This window comes from Mycobacterium sp. 852014-50255_SCH5639931 (genome assembly GCF_001665605.1).
Classification (GTDB): domain Bacteria; phylum Actinomycetota; class Actinomycetes; order Mycobacteriales; family Mycobacteriaceae; genus Mycobacterium; species Mycobacterium paraffinicum.
Genome location: NZ_LZSV01000002.1, coordinates 13,470 through 33,587, shown reverse-complemented (window position 1 = coordinate 33,587; position 20,118 = coordinate 13,470). Strand labels below are relative to the sequence as shown.

The following is a 20,118-nucleotide window of genomic DNA, read 5'->3' as shown; positions in this document are numbered from 1 at the left end:
CCCATGGGATTCAGGATCGAAGCCGATCTGGATTTGTGTCAGGGCCATGCCATGTGCGAACTGGAGGCGCCGGACTACTTCCGGGTGCCCAAGCGGGGCAAGGTCGAAATCGTCGACCCCGAACCGCCCGAAGACGCCCGCGACGAAGTCGAGCGCGCGGTCGATTTGTGCCCAACGCATGCACTGTTCATCAGAGAGAAAGAAGACCAATAATGGCGTCACGCGAGGAACTCGAGGCATGGGTCGACCGCTGGCTGCAGGCCAACAAGGACTGCGAGAAGGCCGGTGACTGGCGGCCGTTAGCGGACTTCTACACCCAGGACGCCACCTACGGCTGGAACATCGGCCCCAAGGAAGACGTGATGTGCGTCGGCATCGACGAGATCCGCGACATCGCCCTCGGCCTGGAGATGGAGGGCCTGGAGAACTGGGTGTACGACTACCAGAAGGTGCTCATCGACGAGAAGCAGGGCGAGATCGTCGGCTTCTGGAAGCAGATCGTCAACAAGTCCGACGGCACCCAGGACGAGATCTACGGCATCGGCGGCAGTTGGTTCCGCCTCAACGCCGAGAACCTCATCGAGTGGCAGCGGGACTTCTTCGACTTCGGTCATGTCGCGTACATGTTCGGCAAACTCATCGAATCCGGCGACCTCAGCTCCGGCATGCAGAAGCGGATCGAGCGCAGCATCGCCGGCGAGAAGCTGCCGGGCTACTACCCGCTCGGCCAGGCACCGGTGCCGATCTGGTGACCGGAGCCAGTGGCGGACCAACCAAGCATTTGATTTGTTGCACGCGCTATGCTGACGCGACAAGGGTGCCTGTGGCGCCCGTCACCAAGTTGTCCGGCATGAAGGGGCCGGCCAGCTCTGATCGATTCAAAGGCGAAATGGGGTCAGGACCATCGTGAAGACAAAAGGCGCACTGATCTGGGAGTTCAACCAGCCCTGGTCCATCGAGGAAATCGAGATCGGCGACCCGCAAGCGCATGAGGTCAAGATCCAGATGGAAGCGGCCGGCATGTGCCACTCCGATCATCACCTCGTCACCGGCGGAATCCCGATGGCCGGTTTCCCGGTGCTCGGCGGGCATGAGGGTGCCGGCATCGTCACCGAGGTCGGTCCGGGCGTCGAAGACATCGCCCCCGGCGACCACGTGGTGCTGTCCTTCATCCCGTCCTGCGGGCAGTGCCCGACGTGTCAGGCCGGCATGCGCAACCTGTGCGACCTGGGGGCCGGACTGCTCGGCGGTGCCGCGGTCTCCGACGGCACGTTCCGCATCCAGGCAAAAGGTCAGAACGTCTTCCCCATGACGCTGCTGGGCACGTTCTCGCCGTACATGGTGGTCCACCGCAGCTCCGTGGTGAAGATCGACCCGTCGGTCCCCTTCGAGGTTGCCGCCTTGGTCGGCTGCGGCGTCACCACCGGGTACGGCTCGGCGGTCCGCACCGCCGACATCCGGCCGGGCCAGGACGTCGCCATCGTCGGTGTCGGCGGGGTTGGCATGGCAGCGCTGCAGGGCGCCGTCAACGCCGGCGCACGCTACATCTTCGCGATCGACCCGGTCGAATGGAAGCGCGACCAGGCGCTGAAGTTCGGTGCGACCCACGTCTATCCCGACATCAACGCGGCGCTGATGGGCATCATGGAGGTCACTTACGGGCTGATGGCCCACAAGGTCGTGGTCACGGTCGGGGAGCTGCACGGCGCCGACGTCGACAACTACCTCAACATCACCCAAAAGGGCGGCACCTGCGTGCTGACCGCCATCGGCAGCCTGCTGGACACCAACGTCAACCTCAACCTGGCGATGCTCACCCTGATGCAGAAGAACCTGCAGGGCACCATCTTCGGCGGCGGCAACCCGCAGTACGACATCCCGCAGCTGCTGTCGATGTACAAGGCCGGCAAGCTGAACCTGGACGACATGGTCACCACCCAGTACCGCCTGGAGCAGATCAACGAGGGCTACCAGGACATGCTGAGCGGCAAGAATATTCGCGGCGTCATCCGGTACACGGACGCCGACAGGTAACTGCCGCCCCAACCGACTGGGTCCCGAGTGACGGGGTTCGGGCATCTGCTGGCGCCGGGACAGATCGGCGCCATGACGGTGCGCAACCGCGTGGTCATGTCTCCGATGGAGACCATGTACGGCACGCCTGATGGGCTGCCGTCCGAGCGCACCCGCGACTACTTCGCCGCACGCGCCAAGGGCGGCGTCGGCCTGATCACGCTGGGCGCCACCGGGATCGACCACCAGCACCCGGAGACTCCCGGCGGGTTGCACCTGGCCACCGACGAATCGGTCGACGCGCATCGGGCGCTCGTGGAGGTGGTGCACGAGCACGGGGCCAAGATCCAGCCACAAATCGTGCATGCCGGCCCCGATGGCCTGGGGCCCGAGATCTTCGGTGTCACGTCATTGGGCCCGTCGGTGATTCCCTCCTACCTCACCGGGCGCCCGTCGGTCGAGATCAGCAAGCAGCAGCTGTGCGGAGTGTTCGATTTGTTCAAGGCCGCGGCGCGGCGTGCCGTCGAAGCCGGGTATGACGGCATCGAGCTGCACGCCGCGCACGGCTACATGCTGCTGGGCTCCTTCCTTGCGCCGCAACGCAATCGCCGCACCGATGACTATCGCGGTGATTCGGTGCGCGGCCGGGCGCGGGTGGTCCTCGATGCGCTGGCCGCGATCCGTTCCGAGATCGGTGACGCCCTGCCGATCACGCTGCGCATCTCGGGCTACGAACGGGTCGCGGGTGGCCGGCCGATCTTCGAGACCGCGCAGCTGGCGCCGGAATTCGTGGCCGCGGGTGTCAACGCGTTCCACGTCAGCGGTGGGGTGATCGACCGGTTGGTGACCGGGATGGTCAACGGTGCCGACGACGGCGACGGGCTCAACGTCGGGGCCGCGGCCGCGGTCAAGCAGGTGGTCGACGTGCCCGTGATCGCCGTCGGCCGCATCCACGATCCGGCGCGGGCGGAACGGATTCTGGCCGACGGACGCGCCGATTTCATCGCGATGGGCCGCCCGCTGCTGGCCGACCCCGAGCTGCCGCGCAAACTGCACGACGGGCAGGCACACCGGATTCGCAAGTGCATCTCCTGTGAAAACTGCATCGATGCAATGGAACTGCGCTTCTCTGTCGACTGCGCCGTCAATCCACGCACTGGCAAGGAGCGCGAAATGGCGGCGACTCCCGCCGCGCGCACCAAGCGCGTGGTGGTGATCGGCGGCGGGCCCGCCGGGCTTGAGGCCGCCCGGGTGGCCGCCGAACGGGGACACCGCGTCACGCTTTTCGAACGCAGCGCCGCGTTGGGCGGCGCGCTGCGCTGGGCGGCGGTTCTGCATCCGGAGAATGAGCCTTTCCTGCGCTACCTGCGCGAGGAGATCAAGCTCAGCAGCGTGGAAGTCCGCCTGGGTCAATCGGTTTCGTCTCAAGACGTCGTCGATGCCGGCCCGGATGCGGTGGTGGTGGCGACCGGCGGCAGGGTCACCGTGCCGGCGATCCCCGGATCCGATCTACCGCACGTACACACCGGGCCCGGGTTGCGCGAATTGCTGGGTGGGCGAGCCGAATCCGGCGCACCGGCCTGGCAACGGCTGGGGGCTTCCGCGCTGGGCGGGTGGCGGCAGCGGCTGGTGCGGCCTGCCGCGGTCCGGATGGTCAGCCGCGCCTGGATGCCGGTCGGACGTCGGGTCGCCATCATCGGCGGTGACCTGGTCGCTCTTGAACTGGCCGAATTCCTGGCGAGCCGGGGCCGGCTGGTGTCGATACTCGAATCCGGAAAAAGCATCGCCCCGGAGGTGGGCAACAAACGCAAGACTGAACACATGGATCGCCTCGACCGGCTGGGCGTCACCGTGCATGTGCGGGCCACCGTGGATCGGATCACCACCGAAGCGGTGGTGTTCACCCCGGCCGGTGGCACCGCCCGGCAGCTGGAGGCCGACAGCGTCGTGCTGGCCGGCACGGTCGAACCCGACGCCACGATGTTCGACGCGCTGGTCGCCGCCCTGCCCGGCGTCCAGGTGCACGCCGCCGGCGACTGCACCGGGCTCGGGCTGATCCGCAAGGCCACCGAGGAAGGCGCGCGCGCCGCGTGCGCAATCTAGTGACAGGAGAGATAACCATGACGCAAACCGCCCAATCCCCGGCACTGACCGCGTCGCAGTCCTCATGGCGCTGCGCACAAGCCAAAGATCGGGACGGCTGGCTGGCGCTGATGACCGACGATGTGGTCATCGAGGACCCGATCGGCAAGTCCGTCACCAACCCCGACGGCACCGGCGTGCGCGGCAAGGCAGCCGTCGGCGAGTTCTTCGACAACAACATCGCCAAGAACCAGCTGACTATCACTTGCGAGGAGACTTTCCCGTCGAGCTCACCCGACGAAATCGCTCATATTCTGGTGCTGCAGAGCAAGTTTGAGGGCGGCATGACCAGTAAGGTGCGTGGCGTGTTCACCTACAAGGTCAACGAAGCGGGACTGATCACCAACATGCGGGGCTACTGGAACCTCGACGTCATGGAGTTCGGCCAGGAGGACTGACGCGGGCGCGGCCCGAGGCGAAAACCTTGTCGCCCCTATGCTTGGGGCCATGGCGTCGATCTTCACCAAGATCATCAACCGTGAACTTCCCGGCCGCTTCGTCTACGAGGACGACGACGTCGTCGCGTTCTTGACGATCGAGCCCATGACCCAAGGGCACACGTTGGTGGTGCCGCGGGCCGAAATCGATCAGTGGCAGGACGTCGACGGCGCGACGTTCGCCCGGATCATGAGCGTGAGTCAGCTCATCGGCAAGGCCGTGTGCAAGGCCTTCAAGACTGAGCGGGCGGGGGTGATCATCGCCGGGCTGGAGGTGCCTCATCTACATGTGCACGTGTTCCCCACCCGCCGCCTGAGCGACTTCGGTTTCGCCAACGTCGACCGCAACCCGTCACCGGAGTCCCTGGACGAGGCGCAGGCCAAAATCAAGGCCGCCCTGGCTCAATTGGCGTGAACCGGTTCCTGCGCCGGCACTTCGCTGACGCGCGGCAGCGTGACGCGGAAACAGCAGCCCTCCCCGGGCGCGGTCGTCACCGTGACGGCGCCGCCATGCGCACGCACCAGCGAGTCGACGATCGATAGCCCCAGTCCGGTACCGCCGCTGGCACGTGCCCGCGACGAGTCGGTGCGATAGAAGCGTTCGAACACGCGCGACGCGTCCTGCTCGGTCATGCCGGGACCCTTGTCGGCCACTTCGAGCACGGCGTCGTCCCCCTCGGTGCCGACCCGGACGGTGACGTCGGCGCGCTCGGGGGTGTGCTGCAAGGCATTCGCGACCAGGTTGCTCAGCACCTGCCGGATCCGCGGTTCGTCTCCGAGCACCTCCGGGGTGCCAGGGCCGTCGAGCACTTCCATCGCAATGGTGCGTTTGGGGTCCATCGCCTGCGCGTCGTGCACGGCGTCGCTGGCCAGCGCCAGCAGGTCGACCCGGTTGTGCTCGAGCGGTCGCTGCACATCCAGGCGGGCCAACAGCAACAAGTCGTCGACCAGCAGCCCCATCCGGCTGGCTTCGCTTTCGATGCGCGACAACAGCATGGCGACGTCGCGCGCGGCGCCCTGCCGATACAACTCCGCGAAGCCCCGGATGGTCGTCAGCGGGGTGCGCAGCTCGTGGCTGGCGTCGGTGATGAACCGCCGCATCCGCTCCTCGGAACCGCGGGCCTTCTCGGCCGACGACTCCGAGGACGCGAGCGCTTCCTGGATCTGCGCAAGCATTCCGTTGAGGGCGAGGGACAGCCGGCCGACCTCGGTGCGTGGATCACGTTCCGGGACACGGCGATCCAGCTGGCCGGCGGCTATCGCCGCGGCAGTTTGTTCGACCTCGGACAGCGGCCGCAGGCTGCGCTGCACGACCGCGAAGCCCGCGATGCCGACCACGACCAGCACCGCCACCCCGATGCCGATCTGCAACCAGACCAGCGAGCTGACGGTGTGCTGGACATCGGACAGGTCGATCGCCACGGTCGTCAGGCCGTGCGGGCCGCGCACCGACACCGCGCGCCACTGGATGTCGGACCCGTTGACCGACGGCAGCGTCGTCGGATTGGGGCCGACGTCGTTGTTGGGCGGCAATGCCGGTTCGGAGTTGCGGTCGTTGATGGCGGTGAACGGGGTGCCGTCGATGCCGACGCCACGCACGTAGAACTTCGACGGTGGCCGGCCGGGGTCGGGGCCCTCGTAGGGTGGCGCTGACTGTCGCCGCGGGTTCTGCGCCCAACCGCGCGACGCGTCTAGCAGCGTCTGGTCGATCCGGGTGACCAGGCTGTGCCGCAGGATCGACGTGACCGCGATGCCCGAGACCGCCAGCCCGCACGCCACCAGCACCAAGGTGGCGGCGACCAGCCCTACCCGGAGCGGCAATCCACGTCGATGCTGTTTGGCCATGTGAATGATTCTTCGCTAACGCTGATGACCGAGCGCGGGCTCAGCGTGGTTCCCGCAACACATAGCCCACTCCACGCAGGGTATGCAGCAGCCGCTTCTCCCCGGTATCGATCTTGCGACGCAGATACGACACGTAGGACTCGACGACATTGACGTCACCTCCGAAGTCATATCGCCACACATGGTCGAGGATCTTGGGCTTGCTCAAGACCGTGCCCGCGTTGATCACAAAGTAACGCAGCAGCGTGAACTCGGTCGGCGAGAGGGAGACCGGTTCGCCGGCCTTCCACACCTCGTGGGTCTCCTCGTCGAGTTCGATGTCGGCGAAGGTCAGCCGGGCGCTGCGGGGCTCCGCTCCGCCCTTGCCGGCGCGCCGGAGGATGACCCGCAGCCGGGCGACGACTTCCTCCAGGCTGAACGGCTTGGTCACGTAGTCGTCGCCGCCCAGGGTCAGGCCGGCGATCTTGTCCTGCAGTGAATCGCGGGCCGTCAGGAACAGCGCCGGGGCGTCGATGCCGTCGGCACGCAGACGCCGCAGCACCCCGAATCCGTCCATGCCGGGCATCATCACGTCCAGGATCACCGCGTCCGGGCGGGCTTCCCGGGCCCGATCCAGGGCTTGGGCGCCGTTGGTCGCGGTGTAGACCTCGAACCCCTGGAACTTGAGGCTCACCGAGAGCAGCTCGACGATGTTGGCCTCGTCGTCGACGACGAGGACGCGAGCCTCCGGTTTCGTTTCACTTGGGGTTGCCGCGGTCATCAGGTTCTGCCTCTTGTTGAACGTTTCCTATGTGAATCTTGTGTGGTTGCTGAAAGCTCAGTGCCAACCCTCTGAGTGTAGTCTGCCAGGAATCATCACATCGGCTTGGACCTGCGCGGGTCAACGGGGTCGCGTCGCGAATAAACTCGTGGGATGAACCTCGCCGCACGGATCGTCTTGGCCGCGACCGCCCCGGCCCGCGTCGGGCTCGCCGCCGCGGACGCTGGCCTGACCGTCGCCACCGCGGCGGTGGGTCTGGCGAAACGGGCGCTGGGTGATGGTGGGACCGGCGGAACGAACGCCATGACGTCCATGCTGGGAATCGACGACGCGATCGTTCGCGCCAACCGGCTCGCCCGGCTACTGGACGACGACGCGCCTCTGGGACGGGCCGTGGCGCCGGAGGGACCGATCGACCGGCTGCTGCGCCCGGGCGGGTTGGTCGACATGCTGACGTCGGACGGCGGTCTGCTGGACCGCCTGACCGAGGAGGGCGGAGGCCTACACCGCACGCTGCAGCCCGGCGGCCTGGCCGATCAGCTTGTCTCCGAGGACGGGTTGATCGAGCGACTGCTGGCCGAGGATGGGCTGGCCGACCGGCTGCTCAGCGAGGGTGGCCTGGTCGACAAGCTGACGGCGAGGAACGGGCCGCTGGACCAGCTCGCCGACGTCGCCGACACTCTGGCGCGACTGACGCCCGGGATGGAAGCGCTGGAGCCCGCGATCGGCACGCTGCAGGACGCCGTCGTCGCGCTCACCATGGTGGTCAACCCGCTGAGCAACATCGCCGACCGCATCCCGCTGCCGGGCCGGCGGCGCCCTTCGTCCCGGGCGGTGCGCTCAACGCGCGTCATCGACGGCGGCGAGTGACCGATTAGGCTTGGACCGGCTTGATCCCGCCTCCTTAGCTCAGTGGTAGAGCACTCGCCTTGTAAGCGAGCGGTCGTCAGTTCAATCCTGACAGGGGGCTCCCTAGCTGAACGTACGACGTCTACCTGGGCCGGTAGGCATCACCGCCGGTCTGGCGCTGTCAGATTCCTGCGCAGATATGGATGAATGGAATCGGCGCGCAGATGCTGGCCGAGACGTATGGCCTGGGGCCGTAATAGCCACCCCAGGCGGGCGGCGGAGGCGGCGGCGGTGGAGCTGCCGGAGGCGGTGGCGGTGGGGCCGCCGGTGGCGGCGCTACTGGTTGGGCCGCCTGCGCGAGAACCACACAGGTATCGGATGGTGCGTCGTAGACCGTGCCTTCGCCACATTCAGCGGCCCTGCCTATCGCCGGCGATAGGGACGTCATGGTGACCGCCAGCGTGAATACGGCTGGGCCGATGAGTGCCAAAAGGTTAGCTATTCTGAGCATCACATGTCTCCGTGCAGGGAGATCGTAGCCCTGACCCTGTTGCTACGGAAGAGGCCGAAGTAGCCTTATTGACGCGAACTCAACCCAAAACCAGTCGGCGAGTTCGGGGGCTCCGCTCGCCAATTTTCCTGGCCGGGCGAAGGCGACCACCACCCCGATTATGGCGGGCCGGGGACGCCTTCCAGATCTCGGTGGATACCTTGCAGGTCCCCTTGGATGCCTTGCAGCTTTCCCTCGATTGCCTGCAGATCGGAGAGAGCACTCTGGTAGGCCGGCGACAAGTCAGCCGGGGTGGCAGGTTGAGACTGAGGGCAGTAGGCGACGATGGCGCCCGCGGTGACTTCGGTGCTTTGGTTGGCGTCCCAAATCGACGATCGCTGCACGAATTCGACCGCGTCGGCGAAATTGGGTTGGCGCACCAGGAAGTCGCAGACCGCATGACCCTGGGTTATCACGTATTCGCGGCTGGGGACCGGTACGCCTTCGTGCTTCAACGCGGCGATGAACGCCGCGTCGGCTATCTCGATGCGCGAAGTAGGTGCTTGCGGCGCAACAGGTTTTGGTGCGGGCGCAGCCGACGGCGGCGTTTCCGCTTGCTGCGCCGGTGAATCCTGGCGGTGGACCGAAAACATCACCACCACCGCCGCGGCGACGGCCACCAGCGACAGCGGCAACGCCGCGAGCAGGCCCAAATGCCGCGGCACGCCCCTACGCCGGTGAAGCGTGGCGTCGATTTTGCTGCCCCGCGACCAGGTGCTGGCGACGACCTCGGTTCCAGACGTTTTCGCCGCACCGGGGAGAGACGTCCCGGCGCTGTGGGCCAGGAGCTCGTCGAGCAGTTCGTCCACCTCTCGGGACGACGGCTCGCCGCCATGCTCTCGGACCGCTCGTCGCCCGAGCGCGATGCGCCGCAATTCCGAATCGATCGTCTCGCGGTCGCGCATATCAACCAGTTTGAGCGCGTCAGGACAACGTCACAAGCCCCCGTTAATACCGACCAGTAACGGCGCACTCGCACGGTTGCGTTCCCGGGTGGCCACGCAGCAGTGGTGAGGCTGCCGCGAACGCCCCCGAACAATCAGGCTCTTCAGCGGGGCCCTGGAGACTCCAGCACCGACTCGCCGTCCTCAGCCTTCGAAAGGCATGAAAAGTATTCCGTCGCAGTCGATTAGACTTTGTTCGCACCGCACGTGCTACGCTGGCCCGGGATGCCCGTCGGCATCCGTTCAGAATGAGAGAAGTTGAAGGTATGACACAGGGAACTGTGAAATGGTTTAACAGCGAAAAAGGCTTCGGTTTTATCGCTCCGGACGGCGGCGCAGCAGATGTGTTCGTCCACTACTCAGAGATTCAGGGCAACGGCTACAAGTCGCTGGAGGAAAACCAGCGAGTTGAGTTCAGCGTCGAGCAGGGGGCCAAGGGTCCGCAGGCAGTCGGAGTGACCGCCGTCTAGTGCGAGTTCTACTCCGTGTGGGCTGGTGGGGGTTCCCCACCAGCCCACAGCACGTTGAGGGGTTTGCGGCTTACTCCTGTCGGGGCGTACGAGAGGCGTGGTTTCCGGCCCTTCGCGATCGCGGGCGTGTAGATTGGTGGGAGCAGTTCGTGTTTGCACTGCCCCAAGCCAATTTTTGTGCAGATGAGCACATCTATGAATCGATCGCCCTTCGCCCGAGCCAACTACTTTCGGGCTGAAGCCGAACTAACCTGAGGACCCGCTCCATGACATCGTCCGACTTGTTTTCGCACCGCTACGAGCCCGAGGTCGTGTCACCTACCAGTCGCGATGCAGAACCGGTGCAACTTCCGACTTTCTCCGACCGCCCCAATAGCGATTCCGCCGCTCCGAAACCCTGAGTGTCTGAGCGCGATCCCGGCTGACGGCCGGCCACCCGCGGCGTGAACGCGACGACCGCCGACCTCGGACTTTCAGATCGCCGCCCCACCGCGCTCCGTCGCCTACTGAGCCGGAGGTGGAACGGGACCCGGCGGCGGTCCGTCCGGCGGGGGCGGTGGAGCCGGTGACCGGTGCGTGCAGTCCGGCACGAAAATCAGCACGCCCCCGACCATCGTCCAACCGATCGCGCATCCCGGCGGCAGCAGAGGGCGGGTACCGGGCGCAGCGATCAGCGCCGTCACCGCCGCGGTAAGCAGCGCCGGACGAATGAGACGGGACATGAACTTGGTCGTTGCCGGGGCCGCTCGGCGAATCCCGTTCCGTCTCTCGGTCGGTTCAGCCGCGGCGTCACACATGTAGCTTGTCCACTCTGCTGGGAAGGTAATTCTCAAGTCTGGAATAAGCCGCGGCCACCCGCAACTCGTGGGGATTTCCCGGTCCCCCCGAGATTTCGCCAGTTTCCACTCGGCGTGAAGCTGGTTACCCTCAACGAGATTTCGCACTTCAGGGATGCCTTGAGGCCACTACCTAAGGCGATCTACCTCCGCCGATACGGGCCACGGCATTGCTGTCAGGCGGTCAGATGCGAAAGACTATTCCGGGCAAATCGACGGAAGTGACTCCAGTGAGCCGTAACCCGACAGTCGCTGCGACCGCGCCGGTGTTTCTCGGCGCGATCATGTTCCTAGTCGTCGGCTGTTCGTCCCCGACGGTGAAGCCCAATGCAACGCCGATGACCGCTTCAACCGCAGCGACGGCGGGCGCCGCACCGCTCGCATCGAGAACCGTTGCCGCAGCACCGAATCCGCCCCTTGGCGCCCAGCCGCAACTGGCGTCTGACCCGGCTCAGTTGGCCGACGATTTGGTGGCGGACGAGCGCGCGCTGCGTGAACCGTCGACGGGGGAGCCGGCACTGACGGCGGCGGCGCACCGCGAGCAGGCCGCGTACCGCGCCATTGGGCGGCACCCTGAATGGGACTCGATCACCCGGCCGCGCATCCCGCCGGAGCTAAGCGGCGTCTACGACCGTAACCTCGATGCCCGTCGCCAGCTTCAGGCGATGACGCCCGCCAAAGACACGCTGCCCGCGTGGCGGATCGAACCTCCCGTACCCGCTGACGAGCTGACGAATGACTACCACGCGGCGGAAGCGGAGACCGGCGTCGGCTGGAACTACCTGGCCGCGATCAACTTGGTCGAGACCCGGTTCGGCAGCATCAACGGCGCGAGCACGGCAGGCGCGCAGGGCCCCATGCAATTCTTGCCGTCGACGTTCGCCACCTACGGCCAGGGCGGCGATATCAATTCGCCGCGCGACAGCATCATGGCGGCGGGCCGCTTCCTTGCCGCCAACGGCTTCGCCAGCGACCCCGACCGCGCCATTTACGGCTACAACCACGCACACGAATACGTCCAGGCGGTCGATCAATACGCCGCGCTGATCGCAGCCGACCCGGCCGCGTTCCCCACCTACTACCGGTGGGACGTCTATTACGTCACCACCGCCGGCGACGTGTTGCTCCCGGTCGGTTACGCGGCGCCGTCACCGATCCCGGTCGGGGACTACCTGGCGACCCACCCGCAGTAAGGCCTCGTGCGCACGGGTGATCCGTGAAGCGCCGCAAGGGATTTTGTGCACAACCTGCCGTTTACGGCCGCCGCTACGCTCGGTCCTTCTTGCGGGCCAGAAACGCTCGCATGTGGCGTTGGGGCTCTCCGGTCAAGAACGCCAGACCGAACTGCTCGATGCTGTCCTCGATCGCCCCGTGGACCGTCATGTCGAACCACTTGTTGAGCAGGCGCTTTTGCTGCCGGACCGTGTGCGGGCCGAATCCGGCGAGTTTCGCAGTGAGTTCGGCGATGCGAGAGTCGAGCGCGTCGGCGGCAACCACCTCATGCACCAAACCCCACGTGACGGCCGTGTCCGCGTCGATTGTCTGACCGGTCAGCAGGAGCCAGGCCGCGTGCGACGCCCCGATCAGCGCGGGCATCAAGGCCGAGTGGATCACCGAGGGGATGCCGACCGCCACTTCCGGCATGCCGAATGTCGCCCCGGATTCGGCGACCCGCAGATCGCAGCACATCGCGACCTCGAGCCCACCGCCGAGGCAGTACCCGGCCAGCCGGGCGATGACGGGGGCAGGACATTCGCGGATCGACTCGCACAGGGTTGCGAGCCGACGGATGAACGCCTCGGCGCTCGACCGGTCCAGGTTGACCATCTCGTTGATGTCGGCGCCCCCGATGAACGCCGCGTCCCCCGCCCCCCGCAGCACGACCACCCGGACGTCACCATCGCCGTCGACGGCGCGGAATGCCTGTGTCAACTCCTCCACGGCGCGCGTGCCGACGATGTTGAGCCGTTTCGAATTGGTCAGCTCGATGGTGAGTACGCCGCCGTCACCACCGACCCGGACGAACCGCTTCTCCATCGCGTTCACGCACCGCTCATAGGTACTTCAGGGCGATGTCTTGGAGGTGAGCGCGCATCTTTTGGCCGGTCGCCTTCTCCAGCTTGATCCCCAGCTCGCCCGCGAGGTTGACGAAGCCCATCAACAGCAGGATTTCTCCGTCGGGCTCATCGATCACGTTCTCGACGAGCCGGTTCCAGGCGAATTCGTTGCCGCTGTCGGACGTCCAAGCCGTCATCACGTCTATGGCTCGGCGGACGTTCTCTCGCACATCCATTCCCGGAGCCTGCCACGCCCCCCCGATTGCCGCCCGCCAATGGCGCGCCGGCTAAGCCGGCGGACCGTCAGTACAGCGGAACCCAGACGCCCATGTACCAGAATCCCCAACCGCCGAACTGCCAGTTGAAGACCGGGATGGCGGTGTAGGAGTCGTACTGGAACGGCCCAAAATCGACCTGCGCGACGGCGACATCACGCTGCGGCCCGGACCATGGTCGGTTCCAGCCGCCGGGAGGCGGCGGACCGTCCCAACCCCCTGGAGGCGGCGCGCCGACCCAGTGCGGCGGCTGGTGGCCGGGGGCCGGACCGTCGTTCCAGCCGTGACCCCGCGGCGGGGGTGGCGGCGGTGCCCCGTGGTCGACGATGCTGAAGCCCGCTCGCGCATCGCCGGGCCCGCCTACCTGGGCGTTACCGCTGACGTACGTCCCGCGCGGAACGTAAGGCTGATGCGGAGGCTGGGTGCTCGGCGGATTGAGGGCCTGCCTGCCCTGCGGCGGCGGCGGGTTTTGCTCGCTCGCCGGCGCGTTGGGTTGTCCACCCGGCCCGTTCTGATCGTGATCACCCGGCTGGTTGCCCGGCCCGCCCTGCTGCGGGTACTGCCCGTGGTCGTTGGGCGCCGGCGAGTTCTGCCCGCCCTGCTGGGGGTTGTTCTGCCCGCCCTGCTGCGGGTACTGGTTGGGCGCCGGCGAGTTCTGCCCACCCTGCTGCGGGTTGTTGTTCTGTCCGCCCTGCGGTGGGTTCTGCCCGTGCCCACCCTGGGGAGGATTGTCTTGGCCACCCTGCGCGCCGCCGGGCCCGCCCTGCTGCCCACCGGGTCCGCCCGGCTGCCCACCGGGTCCGCCCGGCTGCCCGCCCGGTCCGCCCGGCTGCCCGCCCGGTCCGCCCGGCTGCCCGCCGGGTCCGCCGGGGTTGCCCCCGCCGCCACCGCCACCGCCGCCGCCATGGCAGCCAGGGCACGGCGGCGGTGGGTCGAGCGGAGCCGCGAAGGCCGAACCCGCGTTCAAAGTAACCGCGGACATGCTCAGGCCCGCCGCGACGGCCGCCGCGCTGACGACACGTTTCATAGACATAGCTGCGTCCCCTCTTGGGTCTCGGTCGCCTGCACTACGGGCAGGTCACGTCCAACTCGAAAGACTTGGTCACCTGCTGCGGTTGCTGCGGGTTGCTCATGTCGAGCCCGGTCGCGGTGCCCTTGATTGCGTAAGTCTTCCCGTTGACCGCGGCTCCCGCGTTGCCGCCTTGATTGGGGGCCGCGTCAGAAAAGCCGAGCGTGATGCCGTTGACGCTGCCGAGTCCGACCGAGTGCACGATGGGCGGGCTGGCGTTGCTGACCACGGCGCCGACCCCCGCCGTCGGGTCACCGATGCCGATGTTGGTGTTGTCGCCCGCCGGCGTGCACGTGACCTGCCCGCTGACGTTCTGAGTCTGACCGTCGACGATGACCTGCGGGCCGGCCGCTGACGGCGACGAGGAACCCGACGATCCAGTGCTTGACTTGTTACTCGAACAGCCGGCGCACGCCGCGACCACTACGGCCACGCCCGCCACGCCGACGACGATCCCACGCTTCACTACTGCTCTCCCTCGTGTCGCTGGTGTCGCACTAACGAACTCATTGGCCTCGTCAACCTAGCGAGCCCCGGCCAGTGCCGCGGCGCGCGGATACCCGTTAGCCGCAAGTTACAAACGCTGTGTTAAAGGCGGCCGGGCGCGGTTGACTGTCAAGGGAGAACGCGTAACCCCCACCTGCCCAGCAGCGGGTCGATGAGCGTGAAGTAGGTCGTGTAGTCGTCGCCGTCGGGTGAGGACATCAACAGACCCACGGCACTCACGGTGCCGTCGGGGTTCTTCACGAAACCCGGACTGCCGCTGTCGCCATTGAGGCTGAACACGCTGGCTTCGACAACGTCACCGTCTACGTGTGTGACGGAACCACAGGTCTCACCGGTGACCGCGCCAAATTTGCAGAAAGGCATGCCTTCGCGAATTTGGTTAGCGCTCAACACATCCCGGACAGTGTACCGTCCGCCGACATCTCCGAGGGGCGCTCCCACGCTCGGGCCGAGGAGGATGATGGCGGCGTCCCTCGTGTCGCCCTCTTTCTCGCTGGCGGTGATTTTTCCGAGCGGGACGTCATTGCCGTATGTCCACTGTGAGCCGTCGTGGGCGTCGCAGTGGCCGCTGGTCATCAGATAGTAGCTGCCGTCATTGCCCTGCGCCGCGAAACCCGATGTACACGAGCTATTTTCGTCTTCGACCTTGATGCCCGGCGTGACGTGCGCATCGGCCTGCGCCGGGTTCGCCAGCGCCGTCGCGGCGACGAGCACAGCACCGACCAAGCCCAAACCTCGCAACCACCGCAATGCCACGCCGCCTCTCTTGATGTGTCGGCAGCATGCTAACAGCGCGAGCGGGTTTCGGCCGCCTGGGCGCCAAGTGCGGGCCCACACCTGACCCAGACCGAATTGACATGAGCGACAAAACCTTTAGTGAATACCCTGTCGGACAACGACTTTCACCCTAGTTCGACGGACCGATCAGTCGCCCAGATGCCGGGCGAGGAACCCCAGGACGGCGTCGGCGAAGATGTCGTTGCGATCGCCGGCGACCATGTGTCCGGCACCGCGTACGTCGGTGAATTCGACCTGCGGAAAGCGCGCCAGGAATTCGTCCGCGCGTTCCTGGCTGACGAGGTCACTCATCTGACCCCGAATCAATAGCATCGGCACGCCGCTGCCCAAGATGGCGTCGACGGCCGCGTGCATGCGGTCGGGGTCGGTGACCTCGAATGGGGGATACGCGGCGGTGCCGCTGATGAACTGGGGATCCCAGTGCCAGTACCAGCGATCGCCACGGCGGCGCAGATTCGTGGTCAGTCCGTCTAAGTCGGTTGGGCGCGGGCGGTGCGGGTTGTATTGGGCGATCGCGTCAGCGACCTCGTCAAGTGAGGCGAAGCCCGATTCCACCCGATCGGACATGAAGGCGTGTATCCGATTGGCTCCGGACTGGTCCATGTTCGGCACGATGTCGACCAACACGACCGCGCTTGCGATGCCCGGGGAAATCTCACCCGCGAGCAGCATCGAGGTGAACCCGCCCAGAGAGGCACCGACCAGTACCGGCTGCGGTGGCAGCGTGCCCAGCACCTCCTGGACGTCGCCGGCGAAGCTGACGACGCGGTAGTCGCCTTCGTCGGACCAGTCGGATTCGCCGTGGCCGCGCAGGTCGACGGTGACGGATTGCCAGCCACGCTGTGCGACGGCTGCGGCGGCCTTGCCCCAGGAGCGACGGGTCTGCCCGCCGCCGTGCAGGAACACCACGGCGCGCGCTCGAGGATCGCCCAGGCGGTCGGCGACGATGCGTACGCCGCCGGGTCCCTGGATCGAAAACGGTTCCACTGCCATGGGCATCAGGTGATACTAAGCCGCTTCGGCGCCGACCCGGTGTCGAAGCGGCTCCAATACGATGCAGCGGGGCGTCCAGAGGAGAAACCGATGCAGCTTGACGAGTACATGTCCTTGGACGCGACCGCGTTGGCCGAAATGGTCGACCGCAAGCAGGTCACGCCGGCCGAACTCCTCGCGTTGGCGCGTCAGCGAGCGGACGCAGTGAATCCGCGGTTGAACGCGATCGTCCGCCGCCTCGGCGATGTGGCGGACCGGCAGGCCGCCGACCCGGGCCTGCGCGGACCGTTTGCCGGTGTGCCCTTCGTGATCAAAGACCTTGCTCAGGAGTACCGCGGCTTTCCGACCTCGAGCGGTTCGCGTTCGCTCGCCAACGACGTGGCCGACCAACACGCCCTGGTGACTCAGCGGTTCCTGGACGCGGGATTGGTGATCTTCGCAATGACCAACACCCCGGAGTTCGGGGCCAAGGGCGTGACGGAATCGGATTACTGGGGCCCGGCCCGCAACCCCTGGAACACCGAGCACACTCCCGGCGGTTCGTCGGGTGGATCCGGCGCAGCGGTCGCCGCCGGGATCGTCCCGGCGGCCGGGGCCAACGACGGCGGTGGATCGATCCGCATTCCCGCCGCCTGCAACGGGCTGGTCGGACTCAAGTTCAGCCGGGGACTGTCGCCCTACGGCCCGCAGACCGGCGAGCCGATGTTTGGGATGGTGACCCAGGGCGTCGTATCACGCACCGTGCGCGACAGCGCCGCACTGTGTGACGCAATCGTCGGCCGCGATCCGCATGCCGCCTACGAAGTTGCCCTTCCGCGAGGTACTTTCGCCGACCACATCAAGCGCCGGCCAGGCGAGTTGCGCATCGGATACTCGTGGTCCTCGGCGATCAACCCCCATCCCGACCGGGAAGCCGTCGCCGCGGTGGAACGGGCGGTGGCGCTCCTCAGCGACCTGGGGCACCGGGTCGAGGAGGTTCCACCCCCCTACGACGACGCCGCCCTGGCGCGGGACTTTCTCACCATCTGGTTCGCGCAGCTCTATCAGCACGTTGCCGACGCCAGACAACGCACCGGCGCCCGCGACCGCGATTTCGAGGCCGACACCTTGGCCGTGAGTGAACTCGCCCGCGCCACCGGCGTTCTGGCGCCCATTCTTGCGTTGGAGAACAGAAACAATCACATCCGATCCCTGTCGACGTTCCACGAGACCTTCGATTGCTTGTTGACGCCGACCCTGGCCACGCCGCCACTTCGCGTCGGCGCCACGGCGACGCCGCGCCCGCTGCAACAGGTGGCACGCGTCGCCAGCAAGCTCCGGGCGGGAAAAGTCATGGCGCACAGCGGAATTCTCGACCAACTGATCCAGGAAAGCCTGGGCTGGGTACCTTACACGCAACTCGCCAACATCACCGGGCGCCCCGCGATCAGCGTGCCCCTGCATTGGACAGCGGCCGGGCTTCCGCTCGGTGTGCAGTTGGTGGGGCGCCTGGGCGCGGACGGTGATCTACTCCAGCTGGCAGCCCAGCTCGAAGAAGCCGGCCCCTGGGCGCACCGGTATCCGGCGCCCGCGTGACTAACTCGGTGACCCGGGCTGGTCCCCCGGCGCGTGATCGCCCCGCCACAACCTGGCGAACCGCCGGGCCACGTCGCCAAGCCGATACCCGGCTCGCTGCGAAGCGTTGATCCTGCCGAGGGCCTGTTTGCCCTCCTCGGCGTAGTCCTTGACCGTTTCGTCGCCTTCTTCAGCGCGCATCCTCAACCTCCGGTCCTCATCAAGCTGCTTGTGTCCGCGCCTAACGCTCGGACGGTTCCGACGGCGTCAAACGCTCCGGCGGATCTGCCGGTGCGAGCCGTTCAGGTGTTTCCGTCGGCGCCGGCGCCTCGGGTGTCTCGCTCGGAGTACCCCGCTCCGGCGGCTCGCTTGAGTCCATCATTCAGCCCTCCGATCGGCTCAGAGTTGCCTACCCGCCGACCCCGGGGATCGAAACGCCTACGGCCCCTCCCACACCGACGCCCGATCAGGACACCGGTTCCTTGCTGGCCTTCACCGGCGTGGTGCTCGGCGGCAGCTTGAGCAGGTTGCCGTGGAGGCTGCCCCGCGCGGTGCGCGCGGCAACCAGCAGCCAGGTGAACAACAGGCCGGCGTACGCGATGACCGCGGCCACCCGGAACGCGGGCAGATGCGTGTGGCCGGCGAGCTGGGAGGTACCCGTGACGAAGGTTCCGACCGGGAAGGTCAGACTCCACCACGTCAGGGCGAACGGCATGCCGCGCCGCAGGGTGCGCACGGTAAGCGCGGTGGCCAGCGCGATCCACAACACCGCGAAGCCCCACACCGGCACTCCGTACAGGATAGCGAAGGCATTCATGTCCTCGGCCACTTCGGGGCCAACGGCCAGCCCGGCGCTGGCACCCAAAAGTCCTGCGGCGGTGATGGATTGGCCGAGGGGACCCAGGACGATCCACAGCGTTGGCACCCGCGCGGAACCCGAGGTGCCATAGAGGGTCAGGCGCGCCCAGATCATGGCGATGATGTTCAGGGAAGCCAGCAACGACAGCCCGAACATCGCGTAGCAGCCGTACAGCATGGTTTCGCGCCCGGTGCCCGCCGACATGTGCGGCAGCAGCAGCGCACCGGTTGCCGCGGTCACCATGGGCGGGACCACGGGCATGAGCCAGCCACCGAATGCCGCGTCGGGCTCGACGTTGTGCTGGGTGAACATCAAGAACGGAATGCTCACCGCGGTGAACAGCCCGCCCAGCGTGCCGGCGGTCCACAGCACCCAGTCCAGGTCGACGGCGATGCGTTCGCCCAGCAGATCCCTGCCGACCAACACCGCTCCGCCGCCGACCGTCATCAACGCCATCGGGGCGGCACCGTAAAAGTGCGCCATCTGCGGATTGCGCGCGTGCGTGCGTGCGACGGTGGGGTGGCGCAACCAGTGCCCCCCCACCAGGACGATCAGCACCACGAGCAGGACGGCGGCCATTACCCAGACCACCTGGGCGAATGCGCGCAATCCCGCCACGTGCACGGGCAGGGTGGCGCCGGCGATGGCGACGATCCCGGTGCCCATCACCGAGGCGAACCAGTTGGGTCCGATGTTGCCCAGTACCTCGACCCGGGTCTGCGGCGACGGCGTGCCGTCCGGGTTGATGGTGGTCATAGCTGAAAAACCCTACTGCGCCGCGCCGAACCGGGCGGGCATCCCGCTTACACTCCAACGGTGATGCATCCGGCGCCCACGAGGAGGCAGGCAATCACGAGGGTCCCGCTCATGGTCGGGATTGCCGTGGTGGTGGCGCTCGCCATTCTCGCCATCCCCATCAAGCAACGATGCGGGGCGCCGGGCTTGTCCTGCGCGACGGCGGTGGACCCCCAGGGCAATGTTCATTACTACTACGAGGTCGAGCCGCTCGGTGTCTACCTCGCCGAGATCGTGACCGGCTCGAACATCACCGTTTTCTACGAGTCGGGCGAGGACCTCGTCCCAGCCCGGTAGCCGCCGTCTCGGCTCGATAACAAGTTCGAGTCGGTCCCGTCGGCAGTGTGACCTTGTCGAAACCACGG

At 66.8% G+C, this 20,118-nt stretch carries 21 protein-coding genes, 1 tRNA gene and 2 pseudogenes; 12 read left to right on the top strand and 12 right to left on the bottom strand.

The window, feature by feature from the left end; all coding sequences use genetic code 11:
• Positions 1 to 3: 3 nt before the first annotated feature.
• The 6 genes and pseudogenes from A5758_RS00585 to A5758_RS00560 form a co-directional block, all read left to right on the top strand.
• Positions 4 to 213 carry a ferredoxin gene (locus A5758_RS00585; RefSeq protein ID WP_067201549.1) on the top strand — a complete coding sequence of 70 codons (210 nt, stop codon included), beginning with the start codon at positions 4 to 6 and terminating at the stop codon, positions 211 to 213.
• Positions 213 to 752: a hypothetical protein gene (locus tag A5758_RS00580; RefSeq protein WP_067735119.1), complete on the top strand. Its 540-nt coding sequence runs from the start codon at positions 213 to 215 to the stop codon at positions 750 to 752. The genes A5758_RS00585 and A5758_RS00580 overlap by 1 nt, the downstream gene beginning before the upstream one ends.
• A 154-nt stretch (positions 753 to 906) precedes the next feature.
• Positions 907 to 2,034: an NDMA-dependent alcohol dehydrogenase gene (locus A5758_RS00575; protein ID WP_067201556.1), complete on the top strand. Its 1,128-nt coding sequence runs from the start codon at positions 907 to 909 to the stop codon at positions 2,032 to 2,034.
• A 27-nt stretch (positions 2,035 to 2,061) separates the two neighbouring features.
• Positions 2,062 to 4,116 (top strand): FAD-dependent oxidoreductase, encoded by a 2,055-nt coding sequence (locus A5758_RS00570; protein WP_067735116.1) that lies wholly within the window; start codon positions 2,062 to 2,064, stop codon positions 4,114 to 4,116.
• A 17-nt stretch (positions 4,117 to 4,133) separates the two neighbouring features.
• Positions 4,134 to 4,553, top strand: a complete 420-nt coding sequence (locus tag A5758_RS00565; RefSeq protein ID WP_067201563.1) for a ketosteroid isomerase family protein — start codon at positions 4,134 to 4,136, stop codon at positions 4,551 to 4,553.
• A gap of 37 nt (positions 4,554 to 4,590) precedes the next feature.
• Positions 4,591 to 4,893: pseudogene (locus tag A5758_RS00560) on the top strand (HIT family protein); the annotation flags it as partial.
• A gap of 85 nt (positions 4,894 to 4,978) precedes the next feature.
• Here A5758_RS00560 and A5758_RS00555 read toward each other — a convergent pair.
• Both A5758_RS00555 and phoP read right to left on the bottom strand, forming a co-directional pair.
• Positions 4,979 to 6,437 (bottom strand): annotated as a pseudogene (locus A5758_RS00555) (sensor histidine kinase).
• Positions 6,438 to 6,477: 40 nt separating this feature from the next.
• The gene (gene phoP / locus A5758_RS00550) at positions 6,478 to 7,197 is read right to left on the bottom strand and encodes a two-component system response regulator PhoP (RefSeq protein ID WP_067201572.1); all 720 of its coding nucleotides are present in this window, start codon (positions 7,195 to 7,197) and stop codon (positions 6,478 to 6,480) included.
• 153 nt (positions 7,198 to 7,350) lie between these two features.
• Here phoP and A5758_RS00545 point away from each other — a divergent pair, with 153 nt between their 5' ends.
• Complete coding sequence (locus tag A5758_RS00545; RefSeq protein ID WP_067735110.1) at positions 7,351 to 8,067, top strand: hypothetical protein; 717 nt, start codon at positions 7,351 to 7,353, stop codon at positions 8,065 to 8,067.
• 28 nt (positions 8,068 to 8,095) lie between these two features.
• A tRNA-Thr gene (locus A5758_RS00540) sits at positions 8,096 to 8,167 on the top strand.
• A 548-nt stretch (positions 8,168 to 8,715) separates the two neighbouring features.
• Here A5758_RS00540 and A5758_RS00535 read toward each other — a convergent pair.
• Positions 8,716 to 9,501: a DUF732 domain-containing protein gene (locus tag A5758_RS00535; RefSeq protein ID WP_067735107.1), complete on the bottom strand. Its 786-nt coding sequence runs from the start codon at positions 9,499 to 9,501 to the stop codon at positions 8,716 to 8,718.
• A gap of 305 nt (positions 9,502 to 9,806) precedes the next feature.
• Between A5758_RS00535 and A5758_RS00530 the strand changes: the two genes are divergently transcribed.
• Positions 9,807 to 10,010, top strand: a complete 204-nt coding sequence (locus A5758_RS00530; RefSeq protein WP_067201582.1) for a cold-shock protein — start codon at positions 9,807 to 9,809, stop codon at positions 10,008 to 10,010.
• A gap of 503 nt (positions 10,011 to 10,513) precedes the next feature.
• Here the strand turns inward: A5758_RS00530 and A5758_RS25560 are convergent.
• Positions 10,514 to 10,732: a hypothetical protein gene (locus A5758_RS25560; protein WP_156622454.1), complete on the bottom strand. Its 219-nt coding sequence runs from the start codon at positions 10,730 to 10,732 to the stop codon at positions 10,514 to 10,516.
• A 398-nt stretch (positions 10,733 to 11,130) separates the two neighbouring features.
• Between A5758_RS25560 and A5758_RS00525 the strand changes: the two genes are divergently transcribed.
• Positions 11,131 to 12,039: a transglycosylase SLT domain-containing protein gene (locus tag A5758_RS00525; protein ID WP_067736025.1), complete on the top strand. Its 909-nt coding sequence runs from the start codon at positions 11,131 to 11,133 to the stop codon at positions 12,037 to 12,039.
• Positions 12,040 to 12,112: 73 nt separating this feature from the next.
• Here the strand turns inward: A5758_RS00525 and A5758_RS00520 are convergent, their stop codons facing one another.
• The 6 genes from A5758_RS00520 to A5758_RS00495 form a co-directional block, all read right to left on the bottom strand.
• Positions 12,113 to 12,883, bottom strand: a complete 771-nt coding sequence (locus A5758_RS00520) for an enoyl-CoA hydratase (RefSeq protein ID WP_067735105.1) — start codon at positions 12,881 to 12,883, stop codon at positions 12,113 to 12,115.
• A gap of 16 nt (positions 12,884 to 12,899) precedes the next feature.
• Entirely contained in the window at positions 12,900 to 13,139 is a 240-nt protein-coding gene (locus A5758_RS00515; RefSeq protein WP_066955110.1) for a hypothetical protein, read from the bottom strand.
• Positions 13,140 to 13,206: 67 nt separating this feature from the next.
• Positions 13,207 to 14,205, bottom strand: coding sequence for an MAP_0585 family protein (locus tag A5758_RS25985; protein ID WP_067735102.1), 999 nt, complete (start codon positions 14,203 to 14,205; stop codon positions 13,207 to 13,209).
• Between the two features lie 40 nt (positions 14,206 to 14,245).
• Positions 14,246 to 14,713 (bottom strand): lipoprotein LpqH, encoded by a 468-nt coding sequence (locus A5758_RS00505; protein ID WP_067735099.1) that lies wholly within the window; start codon positions 14,711 to 14,713, stop codon positions 14,246 to 14,248.
• Between the two features lie 149 nt (positions 14,714 to 14,862).
• Complete coding sequence (locus tag A5758_RS00500; protein ID WP_067201596.1) at positions 14,863 to 15,510, bottom strand: S1 family peptidase; 648 nt, start codon at positions 15,508 to 15,510, stop codon at positions 14,863 to 14,865.
• A 168-nt stretch (positions 15,511 to 15,678) separates the two neighbouring features.
• Positions 15,679 to 16,545: an alpha/beta fold hydrolase gene (locus A5758_RS00495; RefSeq protein WP_197503695.1), complete on the bottom strand. Its 867-nt coding sequence runs from the start codon at positions 16,543 to 16,545 to the stop codon at positions 15,679 to 15,681.
• A gap of 90 nt (positions 16,546 to 16,635) precedes the next feature.
• Between A5758_RS00495 and A5758_RS00490 the strand changes: the two genes are divergently transcribed.
• Positions 16,636 to 18,120 carry an amidase gene (locus A5758_RS00490; protein WP_067736019.1) on the top strand — a complete coding sequence of 495 codons (1,485 nt, stop codon included), beginning with the start codon at positions 16,636 to 16,638 and terminating at the stop codon, positions 18,118 to 18,120.
• Here the strand turns inward: A5758_RS00490 and A5758_RS00485 are convergent, their stop codons facing one another.
• The gene (locus A5758_RS00485; RefSeq protein ID WP_067735096.1) at positions 18,121 to 18,300 is read right to left on the bottom strand and encodes a hypothetical protein; all 180 of its coding nucleotides are present in this window, start codon (positions 18,298 to 18,300) and stop codon (positions 18,121 to 18,123) included.
• 265 nt (positions 18,301 to 18,565) lie between these two features.
• The gene (locus tag A5758_RS00480; protein ID WP_067735093.1) at positions 18,566 to 19,714 is read right to left on the bottom strand and encodes a TDT family transporter; all 1,149 of its coding nucleotides are present in this window, start codon (positions 19,712 to 19,714) and stop codon (positions 18,566 to 18,568) included.
• Positions 19,715 to 19,777: 63 nt separating this feature from the next.
• Here A5758_RS00480 and A5758_RS00475 point away from each other — a divergent pair, with 63 nt between their 5' ends.
• A complete protein-coding gene (locus A5758_RS00475; protein WP_197503693.1) occupies positions 19,778 to 20,050 on the top strand; it encodes a hypothetical protein in 273 nt (90 codons plus the stop codon).
• Positions 20,051 to 20,118: the final 68 nt, after the last annotated feature.

Bases quoted from the DNA above. Each gene is read 5' to 3' on its own strand.
- A5758_RS00585 (WP_067201549.1), top strand. From the start codon at position 4: ATGGGATTCAGGATCGAAGCCGATCTGGATTTGTGTCAGGGCCATGCC.
- A5758_RS00580 (WP_067735119.1), top strand. From the start codon at position 213: ATGGCGTCACGCGAGGAACTCGAGGCATGGGTCGACCGCTGGCTGCAG.
- A5758_RS00565 (WP_067201563.1), top strand. From the start codon at position 4,134: ATGACGCAAACCGCCCAATCCCCGGCACTGACCGCGTCGCAGTCCTCA.
- phoP (WP_067201572.1), bottom strand. From the start codon at position 7,197: ATGACCGCGGCAACCCCAAGTGAAACGAAACCGGAGGCTCGCGTCCTC.
- A5758_RS00545 (WP_067735110.1), top strand. From the start codon at position 7,351: ATGAACCTCGCCGCACGGATCGTCTTGGCCGCGACCGCCCCGGCCCGC.
- A5758_RS00535 (WP_067735107.1), bottom strand. From the start codon at position 9,501: ATGCGCGACCGCGAGACGATCGATTCGGAATTGCGGCGCATCGCGCTC.
- A5758_RS00530 (WP_067201582.1), top strand. From the start codon at position 9,807: ATGACACAGGGAACTGTGAAATGGTTTAACAGCGAAAAAGGCTTCGGT.
- A5758_RS25560 (WP_156622454.1), bottom strand. From the start codon at position 10,732: ATGTCCCGTCTCATTCGTCCGGCGCTGCTTACCGCGGCGGTGACGGCG.
- A5758_RS00525 (WP_067736025.1), top strand. From the start codon at position 11,131: ATGTTCCTAGTCGTCGGCTGTTCGTCCCCGACGGTGAAGCCCAATGCA.
- A5758_RS00520 (WP_067735105.1), bottom strand. From the start codon at position 12,883: ATGGAGAAGCGGTTCGTCCGGGTCGGTGGTGACGGCGGCGTACTCACC.
- A5758_RS00515 (WP_066955110.1), bottom strand. From the start codon at position 13,139: ATGGATGTGCGAGAGAACGTCCGCCGAGCCATAGACGTGATGACGGCT.
- A5758_RS25985 (WP_067735102.1), bottom strand. From the start codon at position 14,205: ATGAAACGTGTCGTCAGCGCGGCGGCCGTCGCGGCGGGCCTGAGCATG.
- A5758_RS00495 (WP_197503695.1), bottom strand. From the start codon at position 16,545: ATGGCAGTGGAACCGTTTTCGATCCAGGGACCCGGCGGCGTACGCATC.
- A5758_RS00490 (WP_067736019.1), top strand. From the start codon at position 16,636: ATGCAGCTTGACGAGTACATGTCCTTGGACGCGACCGCGTTGGCCGAA.
- A5758_RS00485 (WP_067735096.1), bottom strand. From the start codon at position 18,300: ATGCGCGCTGAAGAAGGCGACGAAACGGTCAAGGACTACGCCGAGGAG.
- A5758_RS00480 (WP_067735093.1), bottom strand. From the start codon at position 19,714: ATGACCACCATCAACCCGGACGGCACGCCGTCGCCGCAGACCCGGGTC.
- A5758_RS00475 (WP_197503693.1), top strand. From the start codon at position 19,778: ATGCATCCGGCGCCCACGAGGAGGCAGGCAATCACGAGGGTCCCGCTC.